The 23,584-nt window shown below is 59.1% G+C and carries 21 protein-coding genes and 4 pseudogenes; 14 read left to right on the top strand and 11 right to left on the bottom strand.

The features are described 5' to 3' along the window. Positions 1–84: 84 nt before the first annotated feature. Together gudD and AB4O35_RS25125 are read right to left on the bottom strand one after the other, a co-directional pair. Positions 85–1,410, bottom strand: coding sequence for a glucarate dehydratase (gene gudD / locus AB4O35_RS25130; protein ID WP_065946206.1), 1,326 nt, complete (start codon positions 1,408–1,410; stop codon positions 85–87). A gap of 19 nt (positions 1,411–1,429) precedes the next feature. Next, complete coding sequence (locus AB4O35_RS25125) at positions 1,430–2,785, bottom strand: MFS transporter (RefSeq protein WP_065946207.1); 1,356 nt, start codon at positions 2,783–2,785, stop codon at positions 1,430–1,432. 339 nt (positions 2,786–3,124) lie between these two features. On the opposite strand from AB4O35_RS25125, the pseudogene AB4O35_RS25120 reads away from it, so the two are divergent. The 4 genes and pseudogenes from AB4O35_RS25120 to AB4O35_RS25105 all read left to right on the top strand — a co-directional run bounded on the left by AB4O35_RS25120 (position 3,125) and on the right by AB4O35_RS25105 (position 8,992). Further along, positions 3,125–3,843 (top strand): annotated as a pseudogene (locus AB4O35_RS25120) (FadR/GntR family transcriptional regulator). Then, complete coding sequence (locus AB4O35_RS25115; protein WP_065910864.1) at positions 3,840–4,535, top strand: tRNA (adenine(22)-N(1))-methyltransferase; 696 nt, start codon at positions 3,840–3,842, stop codon at positions 4,533–4,535. Before AB4O35_RS25120 ends, AB4O35_RS25115 begins: the two are co-directional and overlap by 4 nt. A gap of 436 nt (positions 4,536–4,971) precedes the next feature. Next, positions 4,972–7,029, top strand: a complete 2,058-nt coding sequence (locus AB4O35_RS25110; RefSeq protein ID WP_065946208.1) for a methyl-accepting chemotaxis protein — start codon at positions 4,972–4,974, stop codon at positions 7,027–7,029. Between the two features lie 235 nt (positions 7,030–7,264). Further along, entirely contained in the window at positions 7,265–8,992 is a 1,728-nt protein-coding gene (locus AB4O35_RS25105; RefSeq protein WP_065910865.1) for an OPT family oligopeptide transporter, read from the top strand. A 38-nt stretch (positions 8,993–9,030) separates the two neighbouring features. On the opposite strand, the pseudogene AB4O35_RS25100 reads toward AB4O35_RS25105, so the two are convergent. Further along, positions 9,031–9,165 (bottom strand): annotated as a pseudogene (locus tag AB4O35_RS25100) (DUF4442 domain-containing protein); the annotation flags it as partial. Between the two features lie 163 nt (positions 9,166–9,328). On the opposite strand from AB4O35_RS25100, the gene AB4O35_RS25095 reads away from it, so the two are divergent. Then, positions 9,329–9,955: a glutathione S-transferase family protein gene (locus AB4O35_RS25095; protein ID WP_065890397.1), complete on the top strand. Its 627-nt coding sequence runs from the start codon at positions 9,329–9,331 to the stop codon at positions 9,953–9,955. A 315-nt stretch (positions 9,956–10,270) separates the two neighbouring features. Continuing rightward, complete coding sequence (locus tag AB4O35_RS25090) at positions 10,271–11,005, top strand: BPL-N domain-containing protein (protein ID WP_460149347.1); 735 nt, start codon at positions 10,271–10,273, stop codon at positions 11,003–11,005. A gap of 156 nt (positions 11,006–11,161) precedes the next feature. Here AB4O35_RS25090 and AB4O35_RS25085 read toward each other — a convergent pair whose 3' ends face one another. After that, complete coding sequence (locus AB4O35_RS25085) at positions 11,162–12,025, bottom strand: LysR family transcriptional regulator (protein ID WP_065874203.1); 864 nt, start codon at positions 12,023–12,025, stop codon at positions 11,162–11,164. 112 nt (positions 12,026–12,137) lie between these two features. On the opposite strand from AB4O35_RS25085, the gene AB4O35_RS25080 reads away from it, so the two are divergent. Beyond that, entirely contained in the window at positions 12,138–12,746 is a 609-nt protein-coding gene (locus tag AB4O35_RS25080; RefSeq protein ID WP_065946217.1) for a LysE family translocator, read from the top strand. A gap of 199 nt (positions 12,747–12,945) precedes the next feature. Here AB4O35_RS25080 and AB4O35_RS25075 read toward each other — a convergent pair whose 3' ends face one another. Beyond that, complete coding sequence (locus tag AB4O35_RS25075) at positions 12,946–13,467, bottom strand: hypothetical protein (protein WP_065874202.1); 522 nt, start codon at positions 13,465–13,467, stop codon at positions 12,946–12,948. A gap of 57 nt (positions 13,468–13,524) precedes the next feature. After that, positions 13,525–13,779, bottom strand: coding sequence for a hypothetical protein (locus AB4O35_RS25070; RefSeq protein WP_065874201.1), 255 nt, complete (start codon positions 13,777–13,779; stop codon positions 13,525–13,527). A gap of 343 nt (positions 13,780–14,122) precedes the next feature. On the opposite strand from AB4O35_RS25070, the pseudogene AB4O35_RS25065 reads away from it, so the two are divergent. Continuing rightward, a pseudogene (locus AB4O35_RS25065) lies at positions 14,123–14,241 on the top strand (magnesium chelatase subunit ChlI family protein); the annotation flags it as partial. 9 nt (positions 14,242–14,250) lie between these two features. Here the strand turns inward: AB4O35_RS25065 and AB4O35_RS25060 are convergent. The 4 genes from AB4O35_RS25060 to AB4O35_RS25045 form a co-directional block, all read right to left on the bottom strand. After that, complete coding sequence (locus tag AB4O35_RS25060; protein WP_065874200.1) at positions 14,251–15,465, bottom strand: aldose 1-epimerase family protein; 1,215 nt, start codon at positions 15,463–15,465, stop codon at positions 14,251–14,253. Positions 15,466–15,696: 231 nt separating this feature from the next. After that, the gene (locus AB4O35_RS25055) at positions 15,697–16,557 is read right to left on the bottom strand and encodes an SMP-30/gluconolactonase/LRE family protein (RefSeq protein WP_065876150.1); all 861 of its coding nucleotides are present in this window, start codon (positions 16,555–16,557) and stop codon (positions 15,697–15,699) included. A 39-nt stretch (positions 16,558–16,596) separates the two neighbouring features. Next, a complete protein-coding gene (locus tag AB4O35_RS25050) occupies positions 16,597–17,070 on the bottom strand; it encodes a DMT family transporter (protein ID WP_015371102.1) in 474 nt (157 codons plus the stop codon). A gap of 11 nt (positions 17,071–17,081) precedes the next feature. Continuing rightward, positions 17,082–18,479, bottom strand: a complete 1,398-nt coding sequence (locus AB4O35_RS25045; protein ID WP_053139078.1) for an amidohydrolase family protein — start codon at positions 18,477–18,479, stop codon at positions 17,082–17,084. Between the two features lie 145 nt (positions 18,480–18,624). Here AB4O35_RS25045 and AB4O35_RS25040 point away from each other — a divergent pair, with 145 nt between their 5' ends. Further along, positions 18,625–19,536, top strand: coding sequence for a LysR family transcriptional regulator (locus tag AB4O35_RS25040; protein ID WP_015371104.1), 912 nt, complete (start codon positions 18,625–18,627; stop codon positions 19,534–19,536). Here the strand turns inward: AB4O35_RS25040 and AB4O35_RS25035 are convergent. Then, positions 19,449–20,696, bottom strand: coding sequence for an MFS transporter (locus tag AB4O35_RS25035; RefSeq protein WP_065881602.1), 1,248 nt, complete (start codon positions 20,694–20,696; stop codon positions 19,449–19,451). The two genes, AB4O35_RS25040 and AB4O35_RS25035, sit on opposite strands and share 88 nt — an antisense overlap. A gap of 88 nt (positions 20,697–20,784) precedes the next feature. Between AB4O35_RS25035 and AB4O35_RS25030 the strand changes: the two genes are divergently transcribed. From AB4O35_RS25030 to AB4O35_RS25010, 5 genes and pseudogenes are all read left to right on the top strand, one after another. Continuing rightward, positions 20,785–21,579: an AraC family transcriptional regulator gene (locus AB4O35_RS25030; RefSeq protein WP_041931406.1), complete on the top strand. Its 795-nt coding sequence runs from the start codon at positions 20,785–20,787 to the stop codon at positions 21,577–21,579. Positions 21,580–21,696: 117 nt separating this feature from the next. Next, on the top strand, positions 21,697–22,317 hold the full coding sequence (locus AB4O35_RS25025; RefSeq protein ID WP_015371100.1) for a tyrosine-type recombinase/integrase: 621 nt from the start codon (positions 21,697–21,699) through the stop codon (positions 22,315–22,317). Positions 22,318–22,464: 147 nt separating this feature from the next. Beyond that, positions 22,465–22,709, top strand: a pseudogene (locus AB4O35_RS25020) (GNAT family N-acetyltransferase); the annotation flags it as partial. A gap of 55 nt (positions 22,710–22,764) precedes the next feature. Further along, a complete protein-coding gene (locus tag AB4O35_RS25015) occupies positions 22,765–23,244 on the top strand; it encodes a hypothetical protein (protein WP_065874198.1) in 480 nt (159 codons plus the stop codon). Positions 23,245–23,256: 12 nt separating this feature from the next. Beyond that, entirely contained in the window at positions 23,257–23,499 is a 243-nt protein-coding gene (locus AB4O35_RS25010; RefSeq protein ID WP_065874196.1) for a hypothetical protein, read from the top strand. Positions 23,500–23,584 lie beyond the last annotated feature (85 nt).

The raw sequence follows: 23,584 nt of genomic DNA, 5'->3' as shown, positions 1-23,584 counted from the left end.
GCGGTGGATCAGCTAAAGGTGTACCGGCTGACAGTCCGCCATCGCAGGCAAGCCAGCTCCTACAGTTGTTTGCGTGTTTTTGCCTTACCGCACCAGGCACGGCTGCTTGTTGTTGAAGCGCCATCCCGGAATCAGGAATTGCATCGCCACGCTGTCATCCCGGGCCCCGAGGCCCATGCCTTCGTACACGTCATGGGCCTTGGCCACGGCGTCCATATCGATCTCCACACCCAGGCCTGGCTTGCTCGGCACTTTCACGTAGCCGCCTTCGATTTTCAGTGGCGCCTTGGTCAGGCGTTGACCGTCCTGCCAGATCCAGTGGGTGTCGATGGCGGTAATGTCGCCCGGCGCGGCGGCGGCGACCTGGGTGAACATCGCCAGGGAAATATCGAAGTGGTTGTTGGAGTGCGAGCCCCAAGTCAGGCCCCATTCATGGCACATTTGCGCGACGCGTACTGAGCCCTGCATTGTCCAGAAGTGTGGATCGGCAAGAGGAATATCGACGGATTGCAGCTGGATGGCGTGGCCCATTTCGCGCCAGTCGGTGGCGATCATATTCGTGGCGGTTTTCAGCCCGGTGGCCCGACGGAATTCGGCCATGACTTCGCGGCCCGAGTAGCCGTTTTCGGCACCGCAGGGGTCTTCGGCATAGGCGAGCACGTGGTGCTGGTCGCGGCACAGGCGGATGGCTTCTTTCAATGACCAGGCGCCATTTGGGTCGAGGGTGATGCGGGCATCCGGGAAGCGTTCGGCCAGGGCGGTGACGGCTTCGATTTCGGCATCGCCACTGAGCACGCCGCCTTTGAGCTTGAAGTCGTTGAAGCCGTATTTGGCTTTGGCGGCTTCAGCGAGGCGCACTACGGCGTCGGCCGTCAGGGCTTTTTCGTGGCGCAGGCGGAACCATTCATCGTCGCTGTCGGCCTCGTTGCGGTAAGCGAGGTTGGTAGCGCTGCGGTCGCCGACGTAGAACAGGTAACCGAGCATTTTCACGGCATCGCGCTGCTGCCCTTCGCCGAGCAAGGCGGCCACCGGGACGTCGAGGAATTGACCCAGCAGGTCGAGCAGCGCGGCTTCCATGGCGGTGACGGCGTGGATCGTAATGCGCAGGTCAAACGTCTGCTGGCCGCGCCCGGCAGCGTCGCGGGAAGCAAAGGTGCTGCGCATCTGGTTGAGCACGCGCTGGTACTGGCCAATGGGTTGGCCGATCACCAGGCTGCGGGCGTCTTCCAGGGTTTCGCGGATGCGCTCGCCACCGGGTACTTCGCCCACGCCGGTGTTGCCGGAGCTGTCTTTGAGAATGACGATATTGCGCGTGAAGTAAGGCCCATGGGCGCCGCTGAGGTTGAGCAGCATGCTGTCGTGGCCGGCGACGGGGATGACCTGGAAGTGGGTAATGACGGGAGTGTTCATGGCAAGTTCCTGAATGGGCTCAAAGAGGTTTGCTGAGGGCGGCGCCCGTAGGCACAGTTGGCGCCAGCACGGCGGAGGGCGACGTCTTGGCAAAAAACACCAGGATCGCGGCGAGCACCGAGGTGCCGGCCAGGCCATATAGGCCGCCCTGGATCGAACCGGTGGTCTGTTCCAGAAAGCCAAAGGTTGTCGGTGCTACGAAGCCGCCCAGGTTGCCGATCGAGTTGATCAGCGCGATCACCGCGGCGGCGATGCGCACATCCAGGTAGCCCTGGGGGATAGGCCAGAACAGCGACGACGCCGACTTGAAGCCGATGGCCGCAAAACAGATCGCCACAAAGGCAAAGATCGGCCCGCCGGTGGTGGACATGAACATGCCCGCTGCGGCAATCAATAGCGCCGCAGCGACCCAGGCTTGCTGGAACTTGAACTTGCCCGACAGCGAGGCGAAGGCGTACATGGCAATGATCGAGATCAGCCACGGGATCGAGTTGAAGAAGCCGACCTGTATATCACTCAAGTCGCCCATCTTCTTGATGATGCTCGGTAGCCAGAATGTCGCCGCGTAGATCGTCAGTTGGATGCAGAAATACAGCGCGCAAAACAGCAGGATCTGGCGGTCTTTCAGCAACTTGCCGATGGTCGGTTTGACGGTGGTGAGGGCCTCACGTTCGCGCTGTTCCCTGTCGATGGCATTGACCAATGCGTCCTGTTCTTCGCGGGTCATCCATTTGGCGTCGTGGGGTTTGGAGTCCAGCCAGAACCACACAAAGAACCCCAGCGCCACCGAGGCCAGGCCTTCAATGGCAAACATCCACTGCCAGCCGTGGAAGCCAAACCCTTCGATCTGCAACAGTGCGCCTGAGAGGGGGCCGGAAATCAGTGAGGCGACCGCCGAGCCGCTGAGGAAAATCGCGATGGCTTTACCACGCTCCACGCCGGGCAGCCAGCGGGTGAAGTAGTAGATCACCCCAGGGAAGAAGCCGGCTTCGGCCACGCCCAGCAGGAAACGCAGGATGTAGAAGTGGGTTTCGTTCTGGATGAACGCCATCATCGTCGCGACGATGCCCCAGGTGAACATGATGCGGGTCAGCCAGATTCGCGCCCCGACCTTTTGCAGCAGCATGTTGGAGGGCACTTCGAAGAGGGCGTAGCCGATGAAGAACAGGCCGGCGCCAAAGCCATAGGCTGCGGCGCCAATGCCCAGGTCATGCTCCATGTGCGTGCGCACAAAGCCGATATTGACCCGGTCGATGTAGTTGAGGATGAACATGATCACGAACAGTGGGAGCACGTGGCCCTTCACTTTGCTCACGGCGCGCGCGAGGACTGGATCACTTTCTGGTGCGGCAGATGCATGGCTTGAATTGTTCACAATTCAAAACTCCCCCTGATTATTTTTATGCGGGTTTGCGTGTCTTGTTGATAGACATCATACAAGTAGGTTTCTTGAGATCGCAATGCGTTGGTCGGTGTTTTTGTTCTTCTAACGCCCTGCGTAGATCAGGTGTTTTGGTTATTTGTAAAGGTTTTGTTGGGTTTTATGCGGTTTTTTGAGCGGTCGGGTTGTCTGGATTAGTCGCAATGGCTCGAGTGAGCAATGTGAATGCTATGATTGGTTGTCATACAAGTTGAGGGTTTTTTGAATCAACCTGAGCCCCTCTCCGGGTGGGGTGTTAAGCTCCCTCCAGCTCAACCCCGTGGACTTGTAGCAATGCCCATTGAAAGTGGACCCCCCTCCGTAGACGCTCCACCAACCTCGCCCAAGGCGTGGTCGATGCGCTGACCCAGCGCATCCTGCTTGGCCAATTGAAGCCCGGTGAGAAACTGCCATCGGAATCCACCATCGTGCTTGAGCATGGCGTGAGCCGAACCGTCGTGCGCGAAGCGCTCTCGAAGCTGCAGGCGTCTGGCCTGGTGGAAACCCGTCACGGCATCGGCACCTTTGTATTGGCGCTCCACGCCCAGCAGGGTTTGCGCCTGCATGTGGACACGGTGGCCAGCGTGCGCAATATGCTCGAGTTGCGTCTGGGCCTGGAGGTACAGGCCGTAGCGCTGGCAGCGGTGCGTCGAACCGACGCTCAATTGGCCCACATGCGCCAGGCGCTTGACGATTACCAGGCGTCCCTGGCGAACAACGACAATTGCGTGGAAGAAGACAAACGCTTTCACCAACTGATCGCCGAGGCCACCGGCAACACGTTTTTTACCGAGATCATGCTGCATTTGGGGAACGCGATGATCCCGCGCACCCAGCTCAAGGGGGACGAGCGTGGCGGTGCCGACTTTGCCCAATTGGGGCAACTGGCGAACCTGGAGCACGAGGCGATCTTCAACGCGATCAAACGCCGGGACCCGGACGCCGCACGCGCCGCCATGGTGCTGCACTTGACCAACAGTCGGGACCGTTTTTCGGGGGAGCAGGGCCGATGAACGAACACACGTTATCCATGCGCCTGGAGCGCGTGGGGGCGAACGTACCTACTGGCGCGCGCCTGGCCGATATTGGCTCCGACCACGGCTATTTGCCGGTGGCGTTGATGCGCCGTGGCTTGATTGTGGCGGCGGTAGCGGGGGAGGTGGCTGCTACGCCATTCCATGCGGCGCAGCGCACCGTGCGTGACAATGGCCTGGAGCAGCAGATTACGGTGCGCCTGGCCGATGGCTTGGCCGCCATCGAACCCCGCGACGGCATCACCGCGATCAGCGTTTGCGGTATGGGTGGCGAGACGATTCGCGACATTCTCGAAAACGGCAAACCTTACCTGAGCGGCCAGGAACGGCTGATCCTGCAACCCAACGGCGGCGAGCAACCCTTGCGTCAATGGCTGATGGATAACGGTTATTCCATCCTCAGTGAAGAGCTGCTGTGGGAGAACCGCTTCTTCTACGAAATCATTGTCGCCGAGCGCGCTGGGCCGGTGGCTTATAGCGCCGAACAGCTGTACTTCGGCCCGCTGCAGATGCAGGCGCGCAGTCCGGCGTTCCTGGCCAAGTGGCAGCGCATCTTGCATCAAAAGCAAAAGACCCTGGCCAGCCTTGAGCGCGCGCGGCAGGCGGTGCCTGAAGAGACGCGGCAGGAGATTTCCCAGCAGGCCAGGTGGATCGCTGCGCTACTGGCTTGATACGCCTTTATTCAAACCTGATGACCTGGGGCACGCTTTACGATCAAACCTTTCAGCCGGGAGGTCGCGGGGTTGAGGGGCGGAGTGAGGTCAAAAATGTGGGAGCTGGCTTGCCTGCGATGGCGGTGGGTCAGTTGGCGCATGTGTGTCGGGTACGCCGCTTTCGCAGGCAAGCCAGCTCCCACAGGGGATGAGTGTTGTTTGGGGAATTTGCGCCATTAGTTACAGGGGCAGCTTTGGGATGAGTGTTTCTGCCCCATTTCCGTGCGTTTCTCGTTGTTTATTTGGTGCGAGCCCGCCTATTTCGGGGCGTTCCTCCACAGGCCCATTTTTTGCTTGTGCCTTCCCAATCAATGACATGGCATTTTGCCGTTAGTCATTTCAAGGCTTCACCCAGCGGTGCACCGCGTGGGTCGTTTTTGGAGAGTGGTCGGACATGCACAGCCTTTTATCACCGGGTATCCGCCTGCTGGGTCGTTTCGGCTTTGCGCGCAAGTTCCAGATCCTGTTCTTCCTGTTCATGCTGCCCCTGGCGGGTAGCCTATGGATGATTGGCTCGGACTATCGCGACAAATTAACCGTGATCTCGAGCGAGCAGTCCGGCGTTCGGCAATTACTAGCCTTGGACTCGTTGGATGGCCAATTGACGGCCCAGCGCAACCTGGCCGCGCGGTGGAAAGCGGCAGACATCCTGCACGCTCCGACGCCGGCAGCGAAGGCGGCGATGGACAAGGTGGACGCGAATTTCCCCGTGATCCTGCAAAGCCTGCAAGCGTTGGGCGATTCACTTAAATCGCAGAACGCCAGCGCCGATATCCTGGCCCGCTTCGAAGCGTTGCAGGCCACGGTCAAGGGCATGGATTCCCAATCCCTGCGCACCGTGGGCTGGTGGCCGGACGGCTACGACCGTTTCACCTCGGCCCTGACCGCGATGCAAACCCTGCGCGAGCAGATCACCCAGGATGCCGGCTTGATCCTCGACCCGTGGTTGGAGACCTACCTGTTGATGCAGATTTCCACCCAGCACACGCCTGACCTGATTGAGCGGATCGGCCGCATGGCCAGTGTGGGTCAGTCATCCATCGCCTCGGGGCAGTTCACCCTGCAAAGCCGTTTGCAGATGCGTGACTTGCGGAGCCGCATCGGCGATGCGCGGGACCAGTTGGTCAAGGCCGCCGCCTCCCTTAGAGCCAAGCAATACGCGGGTCTGGAGCCCTGGGCCACGCAGTACGACAACAGCCTGCAACGGCTGGACAACGAACTCAAAGTGCTCGACGACGGCGTGTTCGGAGGCACCATCAAGCTCGATACGGCGGCCTTCGAAACCGGTGTCGACGGCATGCTCGACGGTTTGGCCGCACTGCGTAAGCAGTCGCTGACCTCGCTGGATGCGCGCTTGGGCCATTACCACACGCGTTCCATCCAGCAGTTTATCCCGGTGGCGGCGACCTTCAGCCTGCTGGCGTTGGCAGCGTTGTATCTGTTCATTTGCCTGCAGGCCTCGATTCGCCGTAGCGCCAGTGGCATCACCACCCTGGCCGAATCCTTGCGCGACGGCAATCTGTGTGTGGAAGTGGCCGTTGAGGGGCGCGACGAACTCGCCGCGATCAGCGCGGCCTTGAACGTTGCAGTGGTGCAATTGCGCACCAGTCTGCTAGGCGTCAATCACGAAACCCAGCAGCTTGGCTCGGCGGTACAGACCCTCAACGCGCAATCGGGCAGTACCCTTAACGAGGTCGAAGACCAGCAACACCAGATCAGCCAGATTGCCGCCGCTGCTACCCAATTGGCCGCCACCTCCATGGGCGTTGCCCGCAGTTGCGAACAAGCCTCGAGCAGCGCCCAACAAACCCGGCGCATTGCCGAGGACAGTAGTCGCGACAGCCAACGCACCACGGCCAGCATCCAGCAGCTCAATCAACGCCTGACTGACACCGCCAATGCGCTGGAGCAAGTCAACCAGCAGGGCCAGCAGATTCAATCGGTGGTCGATACCATTCGTGGCATCGCCGAACAGACCAATCTGCTGGCACTTAACGCCGCCATCGAAGCCGCCCGTGCCGGCGAGCAGGGCCGGGGGTTTGCCGTGGTCGCTGATGAAGTGCGCAGTCTGTCACAGCGCACCCAGGCCTCGACCGCACAGATCGCCGGCACTGTCGACAGCTTGCGCGCGACGGTCAGTCAGGCAGTCACGCTGATGGGCGTCGCCTGCGAACAAGCGCTGACGGATGCGCAATCGGTCACCGGGCTTGGCGTTCGATTGGGCGAGATTGCCGGTGCGGTGCAGAACGTTACTGACACCTTGGCGCAAATCGCCACGGCAGTGGAGGAGCAGGCCACGACGGCGGATGAAGTGAGCGGCAATATCCAGCAGGTCGACCAGGCCGCCGGGCGCTTGCTCGACGGCGCAAGGGCAGTCAACCGAGCGGCCGACACCCTGAGCAAGGGCAGCCAGGCGCTGAGCGACAACACCGCGCGGTTTCGCCTGGGCTGAGCTGATACCCCATCATTTTTACAGGCTGACGCACCCCCCTGTGGGAGCGGGCTTGCTCGCGAATGCGGTTTATCAGTCACCAGATGGATTGACTGATCCACCGCATTCGCGAGCAAGCCCGCACACATTTGATTTCCGGTGTTTTCGGTAGCCAATCAGGCCCTCCACCTGAACCTTCGGCCGCTACAGCGCTCACTTACTAAGTCGCCCTGTTCCCCTGCCGAAAGGAATCCGCATGCCTGCAACGACCTTCCCGCACGGCCCCGTTACCCGAGAACTCAGCCTGCGCGCCGTTATCATCGGCAGCGTGCTCGGCATCTTGTTGACGCCTTCTAACGTGTATGCCGGGCTGAAGATCGGCTGGTCGTTCAACATGTCGATCATCGCGCTGTTGATCGGCTACGCCATCTTTCAGGGCGTGGCCAAGCGTTCCACCGACCACCTGCCGTGGACCTTGCACGAAAGCAACATCAACCAGACCGTCGCATCGGCCGCCGCTTCGATCATTTCCGGTGGATTGGTGGCGCCGATCCCGGCCTACACATTGCTGACGGGCAACCAGTTGGACGCCGTCCCGATGATCGCCTGGGTGTTCTCGGTGAGTTTCCTGGGCATCTGGATCGCCTGGTATCTACGGCCCTCACTGCTCAATGACAATGCGCTGAAATTCCCCGAAGGCATGGCCACTCTGGAAACCCTGCTGCACATCTACAACCACGGTCGTGAAGCCGCTACGCGCTTGAAGGTATTACTTAGCGCCGCGTTGCTCTCCGGGCTGGTCAAGTGGGTGGACACCTTTGCGTGGGCCTTCCCGCGCTGGTCGCCGAGCGTACAGCTGGAGCGTCTGACCTTCACCGCCGACCCTTCGCTGTTGCTGGTGGGCTTCGGCGGCATTATTGGTATTCGCGTGGGCCTGACCCTGTTGCTCGGTGCGCTGATCGCCTGGGGCGGCCTGGGCCCGTGGCTGTTGGCTCAACACTTGGTGGCCTTGCCTGCGGGCAGCAGCGGGCCGCAGTTCGCCGCGTTGGTGGAGTGGTTGTTGTGGCCGGGTGTGAGCCTGATGGTGTGTTCCACCCTGGCGTCGCTGGCGATTCGTTTGTGGGCGTTGTACAGGTCTACGCGGTCCAGCTGCGGTTCGACCTGGACGGTGCCCAAGCCAGGTCCGGCCGCCGGTTTTGCGCTGGCGATTGCGCTGGTGGTGAGCCTGCAGGCGCTGCTGTTCGGCATCCATCTGGGCATGGCATTGCTCACTATCCCCCTGGCGATCTGCCTGGCCGCCGTCGCCGCGCGCGTGGTGGGCGCAACGGGCATTCCACCTATCGGCGCTATCGGGCAACTCTCCCAACTGAGCTTCGGCATCATCGCGCCGGGGCAGGTGCCGATCAACCTGATGAGCGCCAACACAGCCGGCGGTTCGGCCGGGCAATGCACGGACTTGATGAATGATTTCAAGGTGGGCAAGGCCATTGGCGCCACACCGCATAAGCAAGTGATCGCGCAGATCCTGGGAATTTTCATCGGCAGCATCGTCGGCGTATTCGCCTACCTGGCGTTGATCCCTGATCCACAGACCATGCTGCTCACCGAAGAATGGCCTGCACCGGCGGTCGCCACCTGGAAAGCCGTGGCGCAAACCCTCACCCATGGGCTGGGTTCACTGTCCACCAGCATCCGCTGGGCGATTGTCATTGGCGGCTTGGTCGGCGTGGTGCTCGGTGTGCTGGACAGCACGTTGCCTGCTCATCGCGCCCGTTTCCTCCCGAGTGCGGCCGCCCTGGGCCTGGCCTTTGTACTGCCGGCCTCGGTTTCGCTGATGATGGCCCTGGGCGCCATACTGACCTGGCTGGTGAGCTGCCGCTGGCCGAGCCTCACCGAGCGCTTTGCGATCACCGTCGCCGCCGGCCTGATTGCGGGGGAGAGCATCACCGGCGTGGGAGCTTCACTGTGGTCGATGGTGAACTGACGTGTGGTTCGACAAAGGCCGAGCCTGCCGCCATGGCCTCAGGCGATCTTCACATTCATGGTGATCTTCGCGGTGAACACCTTTACGTCGCCCTCATCGAAAATATCCACCGGCACGATCTTGTCCCCAGCGGTTGACCAATCAACGCCGCTGCCATCCGCCAGTGCGTGGATGCGCAACCCGAGTGGGCGCGCTTTGTGTTCCAGAGCCGTTTTGCCGTGGCCAACGGCCCGCACAGCCACACGCCACCTCGACACCCAGAAATTTAATTGTCGGCACTCCCGGGCGCTGGCGTAGTCTGTTTCCAAGACACCCTGTCGCCCAGCGGAGCATTCAATGATCATCGTCCACCACCTCAATAACTCACGCTCGCAACGCATCCTGTGGCTGCTCGAAGAGCTCGGCCTGCCCTACGAAATCAAGCGCTACCAGCGCGACCCCAAAACCAACCTCGCGCCGCCTGAGCTCAAGGCCATCCATCCGCTGGGCAAATCCCCGGTAATCGAAGACGGTGGCCAGGTACTGATCGAATCTGCCGCCATCATTGACTACCTGATCCGCCACCACGGCCAGGGCCGCCTGCAACCGGATCCGGCCAGCGCCACCTACGACAGCTACGTGCAATGGCTGCACTTCGCCGAAGGCTCGGCCATGCTGCCGTTGATGCTCAACCTCTATGTCGGCCGCCTCGGCGACGCAGGCGCGCCGTTGCACCCGCGTATCGAATCGGAAGTGGCCAATTATTTGGGTTACTTGAACGACGTGCTGGGGCAGACGCCTTATCTGGTCGGCAATGAATTGAGCGGCGCGGATATCCAGATGAGCTTTATCGGCGAAGTTGCCGGGGCCCAGGGCAAGTTGCAGGCCTACCCGAACCTGACCGCGTGGGTGAAAAAATTCCAGGCGCGGCCTGCTTATCGCAAAGCGGTGGAGCAGGGCGGGGAGTATGCGTTTGCCAAGTAAATTGAAATAAACGAGGCAGGCCACGTCTATCATCGACGTGGTCCGGCCCAGAGGTCTCGGTCAATCATCCCGACCAGCAACACCGTCGCTATCGCCAGTGGCACAGTTGCTGTTTGACGTGCTGATGGCAGTAAAAAAATAGCTTTATCGCTGTTGCAACGAACCCTTTGGTCCCAGGCTTCAGAAGAGGAATAGCGGCCGCTCGCTTGAAGGGCACGGCTGCGCGTTATCCTCCGCTGAACATTGTTTACAACTGTTTACGGATTGGATGACGCGACCGCTATAGGCTATGGGTATCCATAAGAGCCCCCAGCCATGAATCAGCACGCCCTCGTCGCCACATTGTTTGCATTTGCCTTTTTGCTGGCGCCACCGGCCGAGGCTGCGACGCCCATCACCCATGTCGCCATCTACCGTGGCCCGGCAGGCTGCGATGACTGCTCTGAAAACGTGGCAAAGGCCCTGCACCGCCTCAACCCCAGTTATCACATCGACTTTGTCGGTGCCGATGAGCAGGTCGATATCACACCGCAAACCCTGGCGCGCTATGACCTCTATGTGCAACCCGGCGGTGGTCAGGATATTCCCGGCGCGCTCCGCAGCCTGGGTGATGCGCGCATCGATGCCATCCGTGGCTATGTCGCCGGCGGTGGGCGTTACCTGGGTTTGTGCATGGGGGCCTACCTGGCGGATGACAGCAACTTCGGCCTGATCCCCCTGGATCTCGACTCCGAAGCTGGCCGCCCCGGCTTTGAAGTGTCCGGCATCGCCGACGCCGCCGTGCAGGTCACGTGGAAGGGCAATGTCGACCATGTTTTCTACCAGGACGGTCCTTACTTCCCCAGCGCCCATACGTCCGTGCCCTACGAGGTCATTGCGACCTACCGCAACGGCGACGTGGCGGCGGCGCGGTATACCTATGAGAAGGGCGTGGTGGTGCTGAGCGGACCGCATCCCGAGGCCGGGCGCGAATGGTTCGAGAATGCCGAGATCCCGTTGAGCAAAATGCCCCGAGGCGATCTGTTCGGCTCGTTGATACGCAGCTTCTGAAGCCCACGCCGTCCTCTGTAGTGAGCGGGCTTGCCCCGCGCTGGGTTACGAAGGTATCACTTCGGTCCCCCAGTAAACCGCAGCGTCTGTATCGCTCCCGCTCCCCAGCCCGCTATTAGGATCTGAACCTCCTTTTTGACGGCCGTCTACCAGAACCTACGCCTGAACTCTAAGCGCACTGATGATAAACGCATGCAGACTATTAACCGCCTTGGACCCACGAGACGCTCGGCTACGTAGAATCGAAACCTCCATCGGTTCGATATTCCCCAAGCCGTGCTCGCTACTCAAGACCTGAAGTGACGGCTGCACAGTGCACTGCGTAATCGCGGCAATCGCGAGTCCGCCTTCAACGGCAGCCACTTGGCCCGCCAAGCTGGAGCTGTTGTACACCACCTTGAATTGGCGACCCTGCTGCGCCAGTGAATTCACCGCATACCGTCGCGCTAGGCTCTCGCTTTCGTAGACGGCGATAGGCACCGGGTCGCGCCGCCACAACTCGAACTGGGGCGACCCCACCCACACCATCGGCTCCTTGAACAAAAAGGTGCCGCTGTGCGGCGAGTCCCTGGACACCAGCGCCAGATCAAGGTCGCCGTTGCGCAAGCGTGGGATCAGTGCGGTCGACTGTTCACAGGTCAGTTCTATGTCCACCCCCGCGTAACGCGGTGCAAAACGTTTCAGAACCGGCGTGAGGTACCTTGCCGCGTAATCCTCCGCGACACCCAGCCGGATGCGGCCAGTCAACGCTTCACCATGAAAAGCCGCCTGAGTCTCGGCGTGAAGCGCCAGCATGCGACGGGCGTAGCTCAGCAGCGTCTGGCCGTCATCCGTGAGTTGCAGGTGCCGCGGGCCTCGGTTCAACAGGGAGCGTCCCAGCGCGGCCTCGAGTTTCTTCATCTGCATGCTCACGGCGGACTGCGATCGGTTCACCTCATGGGCCGCGCCCGACAGCGAACCGGCGTCCACCACCGCCACAAAGCACTTGAGCCAATCGATCTGCAAATCGCTGGAGGACATTGCACGTACCTTTATTCGTTAATCGAATGACTGCGACGTGAATTATGCGCTTTTAACGAAGCGAGTTCATTCGCAAGATGCTGGCTTGAACCCAGCCATTGCGGACCTGATCATGCCATTCGAGACCTGGTTGCTCTACCTGATTACCTGCTGCGGCATTGCCGTAGTGCCAGGCCCGAACGCGCTATTGGCACTGACCCATGGCGCGATCCACGGCAGCCGCAGAACACTGTTCACCATCAGCGGTGGCGTGCTTGGTTTTGCCCTGGTGCTGACACTGTGCGCGTTGGGCCTGGGGGCACTGATTCAGGCCTCGGCCACCTGGTTCATGGCGTTGAAGATTGCCGGCGGGCTCTATCTGATCTGGTTGGGGTTCGGCCTATGGCGCTCAGCCCCCGTCAGCCTTGATACACCCGGTAAAACAGGCCTGCGACGCTGGTCGCTGTTCCGCCAAGGGCTGGTATCGGCCCTATCAAACCCTAAGGCATTGCTGCTGTTCACCGCGTTTATTCCACCGTTCCTGGACCCGCACAGGAGCCTCATCGCGCAGACGGCCGCCATCGCGCTGACCTACGCCGTCGTGGAGTTTTTTGTTGAATACATGGTGGCCAGCGCAGCGCACCGAGTCCGGCCGTGGTTGGCGCGAACCGGGCGGCGGTTCAATAAAGTCTGCGGTGGGTTCTTTGTACTGTTTGGGTTGGCATTACCCATTCATAGCTGAACGTAAGCTCGCTTGCGAGGGCCCCCGCGTTATTTTTTGCGGTCTTCGCAAACAGCTTTCAGGCCTAGATAGTCAGTCACTGAGCGCTCGCGAAGCCTTAGTAAAAATCATAAGAGAGCGCCCATTCCCCAGTCTCGATTTTCAAGAGGCCGCTCCATGCCGATGGCGGCTTCTGATTTTGGAAACTACGCGGCGATCACTAACGGCATGCCTTCGCGGTGTAGCTGGTAACAGGTTCACGGCTTACAGCTCCCGTTGTGCCGTTCTTGACGATTTTGCTGATCCAAATCCCGCACGGCTCTGAACTGGATTCATAGTCTGCGCCGGGCTCAGGCACAAAATAGAGACCGGTGACGCACTGATATTTCCGCGTAGCACCTGCATACACCAGGGTGATCGGTATGTTCGGGCTTACATAAACTTCGGCGCTATTTTGCACGCCGCCGCCCCCTGGAATGCCAAGGCTCCTGTCGTTGAATTTGTGATTGTTCAACGGCGCCAAGGACCTTGAATTGACTATTCCTGAGTCGGGTAAGTGCCAGTCAATGCATTGGCTGTTGGGAACCAGCCTGACGGTTTGATCAGTGATGACCCTTAGCCTGCTGGACGTGGCGGGCTGTGGTTCGTTATACGCGGTGGTATAGGACTTAAGCCCTGTGACCGTAGAACATCCGGAAAAGAGTGGGATTGATAGCAGCATCAATAAGAAGGTTTTGTTCACGGTATCGATTCCATTCGTAGAGGGCGCGAGTCGCGCCGTTTCGGTCGCGGCGACGCTTTAGAGGGGGCTTGTTTGAATATCGAGGCGCACCCGTTGCCACTCATTCCAGCAGTCTTCGGCAACGATATCCGGATAACCGCGCTGTTCTTCCATCTCCAACGCGGTGCTGAAGGTGAGCGCAACACAGGTGGCTTGGTCGCGGATATTACACACCTCAAGCTCCGTAAGCGGCAGGCCCTTTTTGTTCTCGGCGGCGGTGAGCAAGACCACGAGGGCGGGCACGAAGACCAGGCATAGCGGATCGGTAGGCATCGATTTCTTCCCTGATGATTTGGGTAAAAGCGCCAGTGTAAACGTGTGGGGATGGGTGCGCATGTGTTCTGGTTTCTACTCACGGATCAGCGCGGTGCGCTCGAAGCGATGGCCGATCAACATGCAGGTCTCCGTATGCACTGCTTTTAAGATTGCTCGAAGGGCTGTGACGGGCGGTCGTTCGTCGCAGGCCAGGATCTTGTTTCACGCAGCGGAGAATACCTAATGCCGAGGATACCGCGTGTTGGGATGCAGAGTTCTCTCCAGGATTTCATCGGGTGCAATCGCCTTGATGGGACTATTAGCGCTGGCAGGATTCGGCCAACTGCGGACAGTGACCGAATCGTTGCGAGCAGCCCATCGCCGCTCAAGGTCGCGCGCTCGCTGGTGGACCTTGAACAAGCCGACGGGATCAGACGCGAACACAGGGCCGAGGGGCTGCAATATCGGCCAACAATGCTCCAGCCCGTTTCACCCCTTGGTAAGATCAACCAACGGCGTCTGCCGCACCTCAGTCTCCCGCCCATCCTGAATCTCGCTAACCTGCTTCAAGGCTCTATCCACCGCCGCCTTATCCGCCAACAAGCTATAGCTGATGCGGAACTGCTTGTGTTCCTTGGGCCCAATTGTCGGTACTAGATTCAGTGGCCGCTGATAACGGCGGTTGTAGGAAAAACTTGTCCCCGGCTCCAGCCCTGTGACGTAGCCCTGGCCTTCGGTGTCGGTGTTTTTCCACAGGGAAAACACGGGCAGTGTCTGGGTATTGAAGCCGACCGAAACGCCCAGGCTGCCGGCCTTGTTATGCAACACGGTCAACGTATCGCCCTTGGCATCGGCATACGGCACCACGTTGTACACCGTTTCGTCGTAGTCCCTGGTCGGTGCGCGGTAGGTTTGCCAGTCGGGCAGATCGTCCTTGGCCTTGTCGTTGAACGGCGACACCTGTTTCACCGGCGCGGCGAAACGAGCGCCCTGCTCCAGGAACGGGGTGCTGAAGTTGCTGTGATACAGCGCTTGGTATTCCTTCGGATAGTCGCCGTTGTTGGTCAGAGTGTCGTTGAGGGCGAACACGACGCTGCCGGGTTCGGTCACCAGTTCGGTCGCGACCGAGAAGTCGACCTTTTTGAACGCCTGCTCTTTCAGCTCGCCGCGCAGGGTAATGGCGTACGGTGGTTTTTCATCGATATGCAGCGTGACTTTATTCGCAGGAATGTTGGCGGCTCGACCGTGCAGGGTCAGCAGTTCGCCGTTGTCGACGCCGGGGTGGCCGACCCATTCGTATCCACAGCGGGTGACCAGCTCATTGAAACCCTCCAACCAGCCCAGACCACCGCGGCCATTGAGTTCGATAAAAGACGGATTGACCACTTCCTTGACCGGCGAATCCCAGCCCATGCGTACATTGCCAACTGAAGCCTGCAAGACGTTCATTCCGCGAGTCGGCACTACCGAGAGTTTCATCGTGCCGTTATCGATGTCGACGATGCTGACGCCCTCCTGCCGACCGCCGTGCAAGGTGCGCAAGGTAACGCTGAAGGGTTTGTCGGTTTTTATTCCGAGTTGCTGACTGGTGATCTGCCAGCCCTGCGCGGCTTTGTCAGTGTCGAGCAGAACGTAATCCCAGGCCATGGCGTGGGAGGCAGCGGACAGTGCGCTGATGGCAACAAAAAGTTTGAGCGGGGTCATGGCGGCAGCCTTTCTTGGAGTTGTGCCATTTTTATAAATGGGATGAAACGTTTCAGCAAGCTAAAAGATCGACACGGTGATGTCGCTGATAGCCCATTTCTGCATTCTGTGACCGGCTAAAATCGACCCCAAGATGTTCTTCGCGAAAGGCGGCAATCGGCCAGAAGCGGTCATTCATACGCGTCTACCAAGTTGGCATTCAGAACGGCGCGACAGGCTAGAACCTACTATTCAGTGCAGTCGTCCTGTAAATCGCTCTTCAGGGGATCCGGCAGCTAAAACGGCTTCGGCTTTTATCAGCGTGCCATCGAAATCTGCCGGCTTATCCAGCCCTATCCGTGCGCTGGTGCAGTAAAGCGTTTCATAACCAAGTCCCGCTAACACCGGACAAGTGGTCTGAATACACGGGGAGTCGATCACGCTGTCAACTTTGCCGTCAGTCGCGTAACGCACGACTCTGCTACCGCCCCATTCCGCATTCCAGAGAAAGCCCTGCGCATCAATACAAGAACCGTCTGGAGCACCCTGACCGTTGACTGTAGTGAATACACGCTGGTTTTCTAGCGACGGGTAATCGCAGCAGAAAATGCATCCTTGCAGGGAGTCCGCGTAATACATGGTGGAACCGTCCGGGCTAAAACAGATGCTGTTCGGGATCGCCACTTCGGGAAGGTCCAGCGTTTCAGTCTTGAGCGTCGCGGCATTGAACCGGTGAAATCGCCCTATAGTTTGCACCGCCTCACCGGCATCCATAGTGCTAAACACAAAGTTGCCCATACGGTCGCAGCGGCCATCATTGACCCGGGTTCCGGGTACTCCAGGCGTGATGGTAATTTTGGTGAAGGGAAGAGTACTCAGGTTGTAATAACCTAGGCAGGAGGCCAATCCCATTAGCAATACGTCTGTATTGGTCGTAAGGGCGAACGACCCCAGCGGCTCGGGCACTCGCCAGTGCTGTACTTCACCGCTCACGGGGTCCAGAGCAAGCAGTTCGCAACCAGGGATATCGGTCCAGAACAGGCGTTCCGTTCTTTCACACCAGACAGGGCACTCGCCAAGAAGACTGGTGGTGCCGCTTAGGGTTTTAAACATGGTTGCGTCCTACGAAACAGGATGGGGCAAACAAGGCAGTCAGTTGGAGAAAAGCGCTGACCACCTGTCACCGAACAGGGCGATGGCCAGTCCTGCGAGCATCACCATCGACCCGGCCAACTTGATGAGAGACACCGGCCTTTCCGATGCCCCCATCAATCCGAAATGATCGATAACCAGTGAGGAGATAATCTGACCTGCGATAGCGAGGCCCAGCAGGGCTGACAGGCCGATTTTTGGCGCAAGCACCACATAACTAAGCAAGGCACCGGCACCCAGCAGACCGCCCAGCAGGCTCCACCAGGGCTGGGCAGGTATAGCCGCCAGTGAGGCCACTATCCCGCCACGCATCAATGAAAAGACGCCCAGGCACACCGCTCCGGCAGTAAATGAGAACAGCGCCGCCGCTACGGAATCTCCACCCACACCTTTAGCGAGTTGACCATTCAGCGTGGTCTGCAGGGTAATGCCAAGCCCCGCGGCGATGGCCAGCAGGTAGTAAGCTGCGTTCATTTCGCGCCTCCTTACTTGGCTGACTCAAGCGGCATGAATGTCTCGGCAAAAATATCCGGCTGGTAGCCTGCGGCAGCAAACAGATGCTCACGGGATTCGTCGATTGCTGCACGCAGCCTTTCGCTGTCCACGCCCAGCACCTTGCCGCCGCGCTTGACGATGCGCCCGCCAATCATGACCGTGTCGACATTGCTGCGTTCGGCCGCGTGTACCACGGTGCCGAATGCGTTACCCGACGGGTAAAGGTTGATGTCCTGCGCATTGATAAGGATCAGGTCGGCCTGTTTGCCGGGGGTCAGGGTGCCGACTTTGTCCTGCAATCCTGCACAGGTGGCGCCGTCAAGAGTGGCGGCTTTGAGCAGGCCATGAGCCGGCAGGGTCACCGGATGATGCTCTGCGCCGCAGCAGCGCTGCTGGTGCATGCCCATGACGCGTTGCAGGTAGAACGCCACCCGCATCTCCATGAACATGTCACCGCTATAGGAGGTTTCGTTATCGACACTCAGCCCCGGGCTGATGCCGTGACGCTGGGCCGACTGCATGGCGAACATTCCATCTTCAATGCCGTAGTGGGCATCTGAACGCGGGCATACGTTGACCCGCACGCCAGCCTCGCGAATGATTTTCCAGCCGGCGTCCGGCAGCGCTGTGCAGTGGTTGAAGATGTTATCGGGGCGCAGCAGACCCTCGCGATGCAAACCCTCCAACTCAGCTGCCATGTCCCCGCCGAAGAATTCGGTAATGATAGGCAGCCCCAAGCGCCGGGCCTCAGCCCATAGCTCAGGCTCCAGCTGCGCCATTACCGCCAGCGAGAGCAGCGGGTTGTCACCGTTCTTGACGTATTTCCCCTGGAGACGCTCCAGGTTGCCGGGCCAGTGGGCTTTGTCCCACTCACCAGAAACTGGCGCACCGGAGGCGTGTACAGACCGGATACCAGCATCGAGCAGCGCCTCGACCGCGGCGTCGGAGTGCGCGCCGGTGCGGCTGTTGTGCGAGTTATCGACCACGGTCGTGATGCCCGCATCGATGCACCCCAATGCAGTCAGTAGATTGCCAATATACATGTCAGCCGGGCGATAGTATTTGGCGAACGAGAAGTGCGTTGCGTTGCAGTAGTCTTCCAGGGTTTCGGCATTCGGATTGATTCGACGCAGTTGGCCCTCCCAGGAGTGACGATGCGTATCGACCATGCCGGGCATGGCAATCATGCCGGATGCCTCGATAACCATAGCGTCGCCGGCCTCGATGTTTTCACCTATGGCCGTGATGGTGCTGCCTTCGATAAGGATATCGCCGCGCGCCAGATTGCCGATATCACCGTCCATGCTCAGCACAGTGGCGCCGCGGATAAGGGTGCGGGCGGCCTGAGCGGTCGGGGCCTGCACAATGCTGCGGTTATATTCAGCCATTTTCTGTACACCTCTTCAAATTTCGTTGGAAGCAATGTACGCAATGCGATACTGCGGGAAAAAGATGGTTAAACTGTTTTTATTATTCAATATCTACGAATAATAACGACTTTACCCGATCACTGCTTTGAGGCTGCTAACAGTCATGGACCGTATTCAAGCGATGCAGGTTTTCGTACGTGTGGCTGAAGCAGGAAGCTTTATCCAGGCGGCGCAGACGCTCTCTCTGCCGGCCTCCACAGTTACCAGCAGCGTTAAAAATCTTGAGAAGTACTTGCAGGTACGCCTGCTGAACAGAACAACGCGTCGGGTCAGCCTGACCTCTGAGGGCGCACAATATCTGGCGCAATGCCGGGAAATATTGGAGCTGATCGAACACACAGAGACCAGCCTGACGGATTCCGTAAAACGGCCACAGGGGCGTTTGCGTGTCGATATGCCGGGTGGCATTGCACACTTCATCGTCATGCCAAACCTGCAAGACTTCTACAGGCGCTACCCGGATATCTACCTGATGATAGGCGTCAACGATCGGCAGGTTGATCTGGTTCAAGAGGGTGTCGATTGCGTTATTCGTACAGGCGAGCTCGATGACTCAACGCTCGTTGCGCGCCCACTCGGTCGGTTTCGCTGGGTAACCTGTGCGTCTGCCGCCTATCTCGAAGAGAACGGCACTCCGCAAAATCCGCAAGATTTGTCTCACCACCGGGCCATCCATTACTTCTCGGGCCGCGCAAGGCAAGCAGGTGAAATGCGCTTTGCCCGTGGTACCGAAAAAATCTCAGTCCCGGTGAACGGCACAGCGGCCGTCAACGAGACTGGGCTTTACATCAAAATGTGCCTTGAAGGCTTCGGGCTGGTGCAGCTCGCTGAGAACGTGGTCAGCGAGCATCTGCGAGAAGGGCGACTGGTCGAAGTGCTTGCTGACTGGCAGCCCGCATCGGTTCCTGTTCACCTGCTATACCCGCATCAGCGCTTTTTATCGCCAGCTGTGAGCGCATTCGCTGACTGGATTGCTGGGCTTGTTCGCGACGATGATTCAGCAGATTCAAGTTGAACGTTGCGCCCGGCCAGCATGCCGGTGAATGCTCCGGCTACGGAGATTGCGGCTGTGATCAGCAGCGGTCCTGTCCAGCCACCGGTCCAGTCGTGCAGTTGGCCCAGCAGCAAGGGGCCTGCGGCTGCCATCAGGTAGCCGACGCACTGCGCCATTCCTGAAAGTGCCGCCGTGTCACCGGCATTTTTTGTGCGCAAGCCGATGAAGGTCAGGCCGAGCATCATGCTGGCACCAGAGCCGAAGCCCAGGACCGCGGCCCACAACATGGCGTATTCTGGCGCGTAAATGAGCCCGATCAGGGATGAGGCGGTTAACAGGCTGACGGTAGCGGCTGCCAGTTTCTGGTCTTTGAGACGACGAAGCGTGGCCGCCAGAATCAAGCCGGGAATGGCCGTCGTCAGTTGAAGCGTGCCGTGTACCGTGCCTGCTTGCTCCGGGGATATGCCATGGTCCATCAGAATGGTCGGCAGCCAGCCGACGGCGACATAAAAAGGCATCGCGTTCAGCCCCATGAACAGTGTGACCTGCCATGCCAGCGGCGAACGCCAGACGGCCACGGTTGGCGCTTGTTTCGGACCTGACAGATTTACGTGTTCGTGTTTTTTCAACTGCGGCAGCCACACCACCAGCGCCAACAACGGGGCTGCGACCAACAAACTCAGGGCAATCGGCCATCCCCATGATTGGGTCAGCGGAACTATTACGGCTGAACCGACAGCGCCCGCTGCACCCATGGTGATGGAATAAGCGCCGGTCATGGACGCCATTTTTGTCGAGAAGTCGCGTTTGATCAGGCCGGGCAGCAGCACGTTGCCCAGGGCGATCCCAGTGCCTATCAATATCGTACCGGCGTACAACACCCATGCGCTGCCTGCGGAGCGGAGCAGGATGCCCGCTGAAATGACCAACAGTGCACCGAAAAGCGTGCGCTCGATGCCGAACCTGCGGGCGACCGATGCGCTGAGCGGGGAGAAGGCTGCAAAGGCAAGTAATGGCAGTGAAGTAAGCAGGCCTAGAGCTGAGGCGCTCAAGCCAAAATCATTCTGGATCAGCGGCAAAACGGGCGCGATGCTGGTAAAGGGAACGCGCAGGTTCACGGCGATAAGCAGAATGCCTGCGACGAGCGCGATGGCATGCCACTTGTTTTTTGTATCTGACATATTCTTTATCTGTCCTCTTAAAAGAAGACAACTGTAGAGAACTTCAGAACCGGCTAATATAGATATCAAGACACCTGATATCTAAATTATGCCAAGCTCAAAAAATGTCGTTTCCTCGCCGGAAGATTTCGATTCAGACCTTTTCGCCCAGGCAGCGATTGCCCTCAAGGTTGCGCCTGACCTCAATGATTCGGGTGCCCGTCCGCATGATCATCGCAAAGGCCAGCTCATCCTGTCTTTGCATGGCGCAGTGAGCTGTGAGGTGCAAAATGCACTCTGGCTTGTCCCTCCCCAGCACGCCGTATGGATCCCGGGCGGCACGCCGCACAGTTGCCGAGTGACCGAAAACGCCCGGACCTGCTTTCTGTTCGTTGAGCCCGGTGCGGCAGCCATGCCTGAAGAATGCTGCACGGTTGCCATTACGCCCCTTGTTCGGGAGATGGTCCTGCATCTCGCTGAACAGGAACCTGCTTACCATTCCGAGGGCAAGACAGCTCGGCTGGTTGCAGTGCTGCTTGAGCAGCTTTCCGATGCCCCGCTGAAAGAGCTGCATTTGCCGATATCAGACCACCCCAAGATCAAACAAATCGCGGATACGCTCTTCTCAGATCCAGGCGACCGAACCACGTTGCGCGAGTGGGCCACTCGGCTTGCAACCAGTGAACGAACGCTGGCCAGGCTTGTAGAAAGCACGACCGGGCTGAGCTTCGGACGCTGGCGTCAACAATTGCATTTGATGATCGCACTGAGTCATTTGGCGGAGGGGGTATCCGTGCAACGTGTGGCGGGCATCCTGGGATATGACTCTGTTAATGCATTCATCACTATGTTCAAGAAAGCACTGGGTAAACCGCCTACTCAGTATTTTTCCTCTCTGCGCTAGTGCTCTGCTGGCTGATACAAAGCGCCGAGGCTGTAGAACGATCTGTCTGCTATTGGCCGGTTAGCGACCGTCGCTCTGATTAGCCATCCTTGTCTTTCCACACGTGGAGGACTTGTCATGAACATCATCGCTACCTGCGGCCGTCAGCCCTGGAACAAAGGAAAACTAGTCGGGCAGAAAGCCCCACTCCGACTGAGAGATATCTGGGCCATCCGAGTAAGGCTTCAAATTGCGAAAAGAACCCGGGATCTGGCTCTCTTCGATCTGGCCATCGACAGTAAGCTTCGAGCCTGCGACTTAACCAAGCTCCGCGTGCGTGATGTCGCCCATGGCGAGCACGTATCATCACGAGCCATGGTGATGCAGCAGAAAACGCAGCGACCAGTGCAGTTTGAGATCACTGAGCAAACACGGTCAGCTCTCGTGGCCTGGATACATCAGGCACAACTTCGCAGCGAGGACTGCCTTTTTCCTAGCCGGCTACATACCTCAGACCATCTATCCACTCGTCAATACGCTCGTATCGTCAAAGGCTGGGTGAAAGCCGTAGGCCTTGATCCAGCCATGTATGGCACTCACACAATGAGACGTACGAAGGCATCACTAATCTATCGCAGAACGAAGAACCTACGGGCGGTTCAGTTGCTGCTCGGCCATACGAAGCTGGAGAGCACTGTTCGATATCTGGGTATTGAGGTCGATGACGCCCTGGAGATGGCGGAACAGACTGAGGTTTGATCATGCATAGCGACGGTCGAAGTCAGGCCGTCGCTAACCGGCCAAGAGCCGCCAGTCGACGTCCCTTAAATAAGCGCTAAGCAGGGTAAATTTCGCGATGAAAAGCGGGATAGCTCATACGAAAATTAATGCGCTGCTAGGGGCTAGCACCTATACGTGAGGCCGAGCGCGCAGGGTTCTGGGATCGGCTCGGTTGTACTCGCACAGATTTTCGAAGCAGCGGATGCAGCTGCACTGCCGATCACAGTAGGTGCCCTCAAAGAAAGTGCCTCGAACCGTTTTACATCCGCCATGGCTTCGTGTTCGTCGAAAGCAGTAAATTCGACAATTATTATGACCGTCAGCACCTTACGCCGCGCTGTGCACCTTGCCAGCCAGGTGAAATGATTTGAATCCAGCGCCCGCCTTCTAGACAATCCCCGCCTTTGGCTCGAAAGGATGCGTGCGATGAAGTTCGAAGGGACTTTCCAATACATGGGCAATCACGGGATCGTGTTCAACGTCTCGCAGATCACCCTCACTGACAGCGAACGCGGGCGGCTGCGCGAGCTGCATTTTGGTGAGGCGAAGAGCGCGCACTACGAGGTCAACCGCAAGGTCGTCGAGGTGTACGACAAGATGCTGGCCAAGAACCTGCCGTGCCTGATGATGATCGGCATCTCCAAGCCGCTGACCCGGCAGCAGGGCGATGTGCTCAACGCCCAGCGCACCAGAATCGCCAACCTGGCGGCCTCGGCGTTCGCGGGCGCCACCTCTTACGTTGCCTCCCCCTACGTGGGGGCCCCCGTCGGCGCCGGTGTGCGCATGTACGTGAATGAAACCCTGCCCACCTATCATGCAGGCGACATACTGGTGAGCATCGAGGCGCAGGTGAACGGCGGTATCGGCCCGCAACGTACCGCCTCGACACTGATCATCAAGACCTGACGGGAGAAACCCATGTCTGACATTACCCAGCTGGTCGCTGCTCTGGTGCTGTTCTTTCTGCTCGATCGGTTTCTGAAGTCGTACCCGCTTCGCAAGTGGTTAGGGGTACTGCTGGTGGCGATGGGGGCGGTCGGCTGCGTTGCGGCGAGCCACATCCGCTTGCTTGGATTTGACCTGGGGTTGCTGTCGATCTTTGCCGTTGCACTGGGGGTGGGGTTGTTCCTAAAGCGGCGGCGGTTCGAACAGATGGGTTGAAGGTGGCAGGGGTTCTCCGCGGTTTAGTGCTCCAATGCCTGTCATACAGGAAGCAGCGGCGCAAACATTTGTTGTGATGCTTACG

The sequence above is a fragment of the Pseudomonas sp. H1_A03 genome, from assembly GCF_054685145.1.
This window is presented reverse-complemented; position numbering and strand designations above follow the sequence as displayed.

Excerpts from the sequence above, each read along its gene's own strand:
- AB4O35_RS25085 (WP_065874203.1), bottom strand. The coding sequence starts at position 12,025 with ATGTCCTCCAGCGATTTGCAGATCGATTGGCTCAAGTGCTTTGTGGCG.
- AB4O35_RS25080 (WP_065946217.1), top strand. The coding sequence starts at position 12,138 with ATGCCATTCGAGACCTGGTTGCTCTACCTGATTACCTGCTGCGGCATT.
- gudD (WP_065946206.1), bottom strand. The coding sequence starts at position 1,410 with ATGAACACTCCCGTCATTACCCACTTCCAGGTCATCCCCGTCGCCGGC.
- AB4O35_RS25040 (WP_015371104.1), top strand. The coding sequence starts at position 18,625 with ATGGACCGTATTCAAGCGATGCAGGTTTTCGTACGTGTGGCTGAAGCA.
- AB4O35_RS25055 (WP_065876150.1), bottom strand. The coding sequence starts at position 16,557 with ATGTTTAAAACCCTAAGCGGCACCACCAGTCTTCTTGGCGAGTGCCCT.
- AB4O35_RS25025 (WP_015371100.1), top strand. The coding sequence starts at position 21,697 with ATGAACATCATCGCTACCTGCGGCCGTCAGCCCTGGAACAAAGGAAAA.
- AB4O35_RS25115 (WP_065910864.1), top strand. The coding sequence starts at position 3,840 with ATGAACGAACACACGTTATCCATGCGCCTGGAGCGCGTGGGGGCGAAC.
- AB4O35_RS25060 (WP_065874200.1), bottom strand. The coding sequence starts at position 15,465 with ATGACCCCGCTCAAACTTTTTGTTGCCATCAGCGCACTGTCCGCTGCC.
- AB4O35_RS25015 (WP_065874198.1), top strand. The coding sequence starts at position 22,765 with ATGAAGTTCGAAGGGACTTTCCAATACATGGGCAATCACGGGATCGTG.
- AB4O35_RS25045 (WP_053139078.1), bottom strand. The coding sequence starts at position 18,479 with ATGGCTGAATATAACCGCAGCATTGTGCAGGCCCCGACCGCTCAGGCC.
- AB4O35_RS25010 (WP_065874196.1), top strand. The coding sequence starts at position 23,257 with ATGTCTGACATTACCCAGCTGGTCGCTGCTCTGGTGCTGTTCTTTCTG.
- AB4O35_RS25050 (WP_015371102.1), bottom strand. The coding sequence starts at position 17,070 with ATGAACGCAGCTTACTACCTGCTGGCCATCGCCGCGGGGCTTGGCATT.
- AB4O35_RS25110 (WP_065946208.1), top strand. The coding sequence starts at position 4,972 with ATGCACAGCCTTTTATCACCGGGTATCCGCCTGCTGGGTCGTTTCGGC.
- AB4O35_RS25095 (WP_065890397.1), top strand. The coding sequence starts at position 9,329 with ATGATCATCGTCCACCACCTCAATAACTCACGCTCGCAACGCATCCTG.
- AB4O35_RS25030 (WP_041931406.1), top strand. The coding sequence starts at position 20,785 with ATGCCAAGCTCAAAAAATGTCGTTTCCTCGCCGGAAGATTTCGATTCA.
- AB4O35_RS25070 (WP_065874201.1), bottom strand. The coding sequence starts at position 13,779 with ATGCCTACCGATCCGCTATGCCTGGTCTTCGTGCCCGCCCTCGTGGTC.
- AB4O35_RS25035 (WP_065881602.1), bottom strand. The coding sequence starts at position 20,696 with ATGTCAGATACAAAAAACAAGTGGCATGCCATCGCGCTCGTCGCAGGC.
- AB4O35_RS25105 (WP_065910865.1), top strand. The coding sequence starts at position 7,265 with ATGCCTGCAACGACCTTCCCGCACGGCCCCGTTACCCGAGAACTCAGC.
- AB4O35_RS25090 (WP_460149347.1), top strand. The coding sequence starts at position 10,271 with ATGAATCAGCACGCCCTCGTCGCCACATTGTTTGCATTTGCCTTTTTG.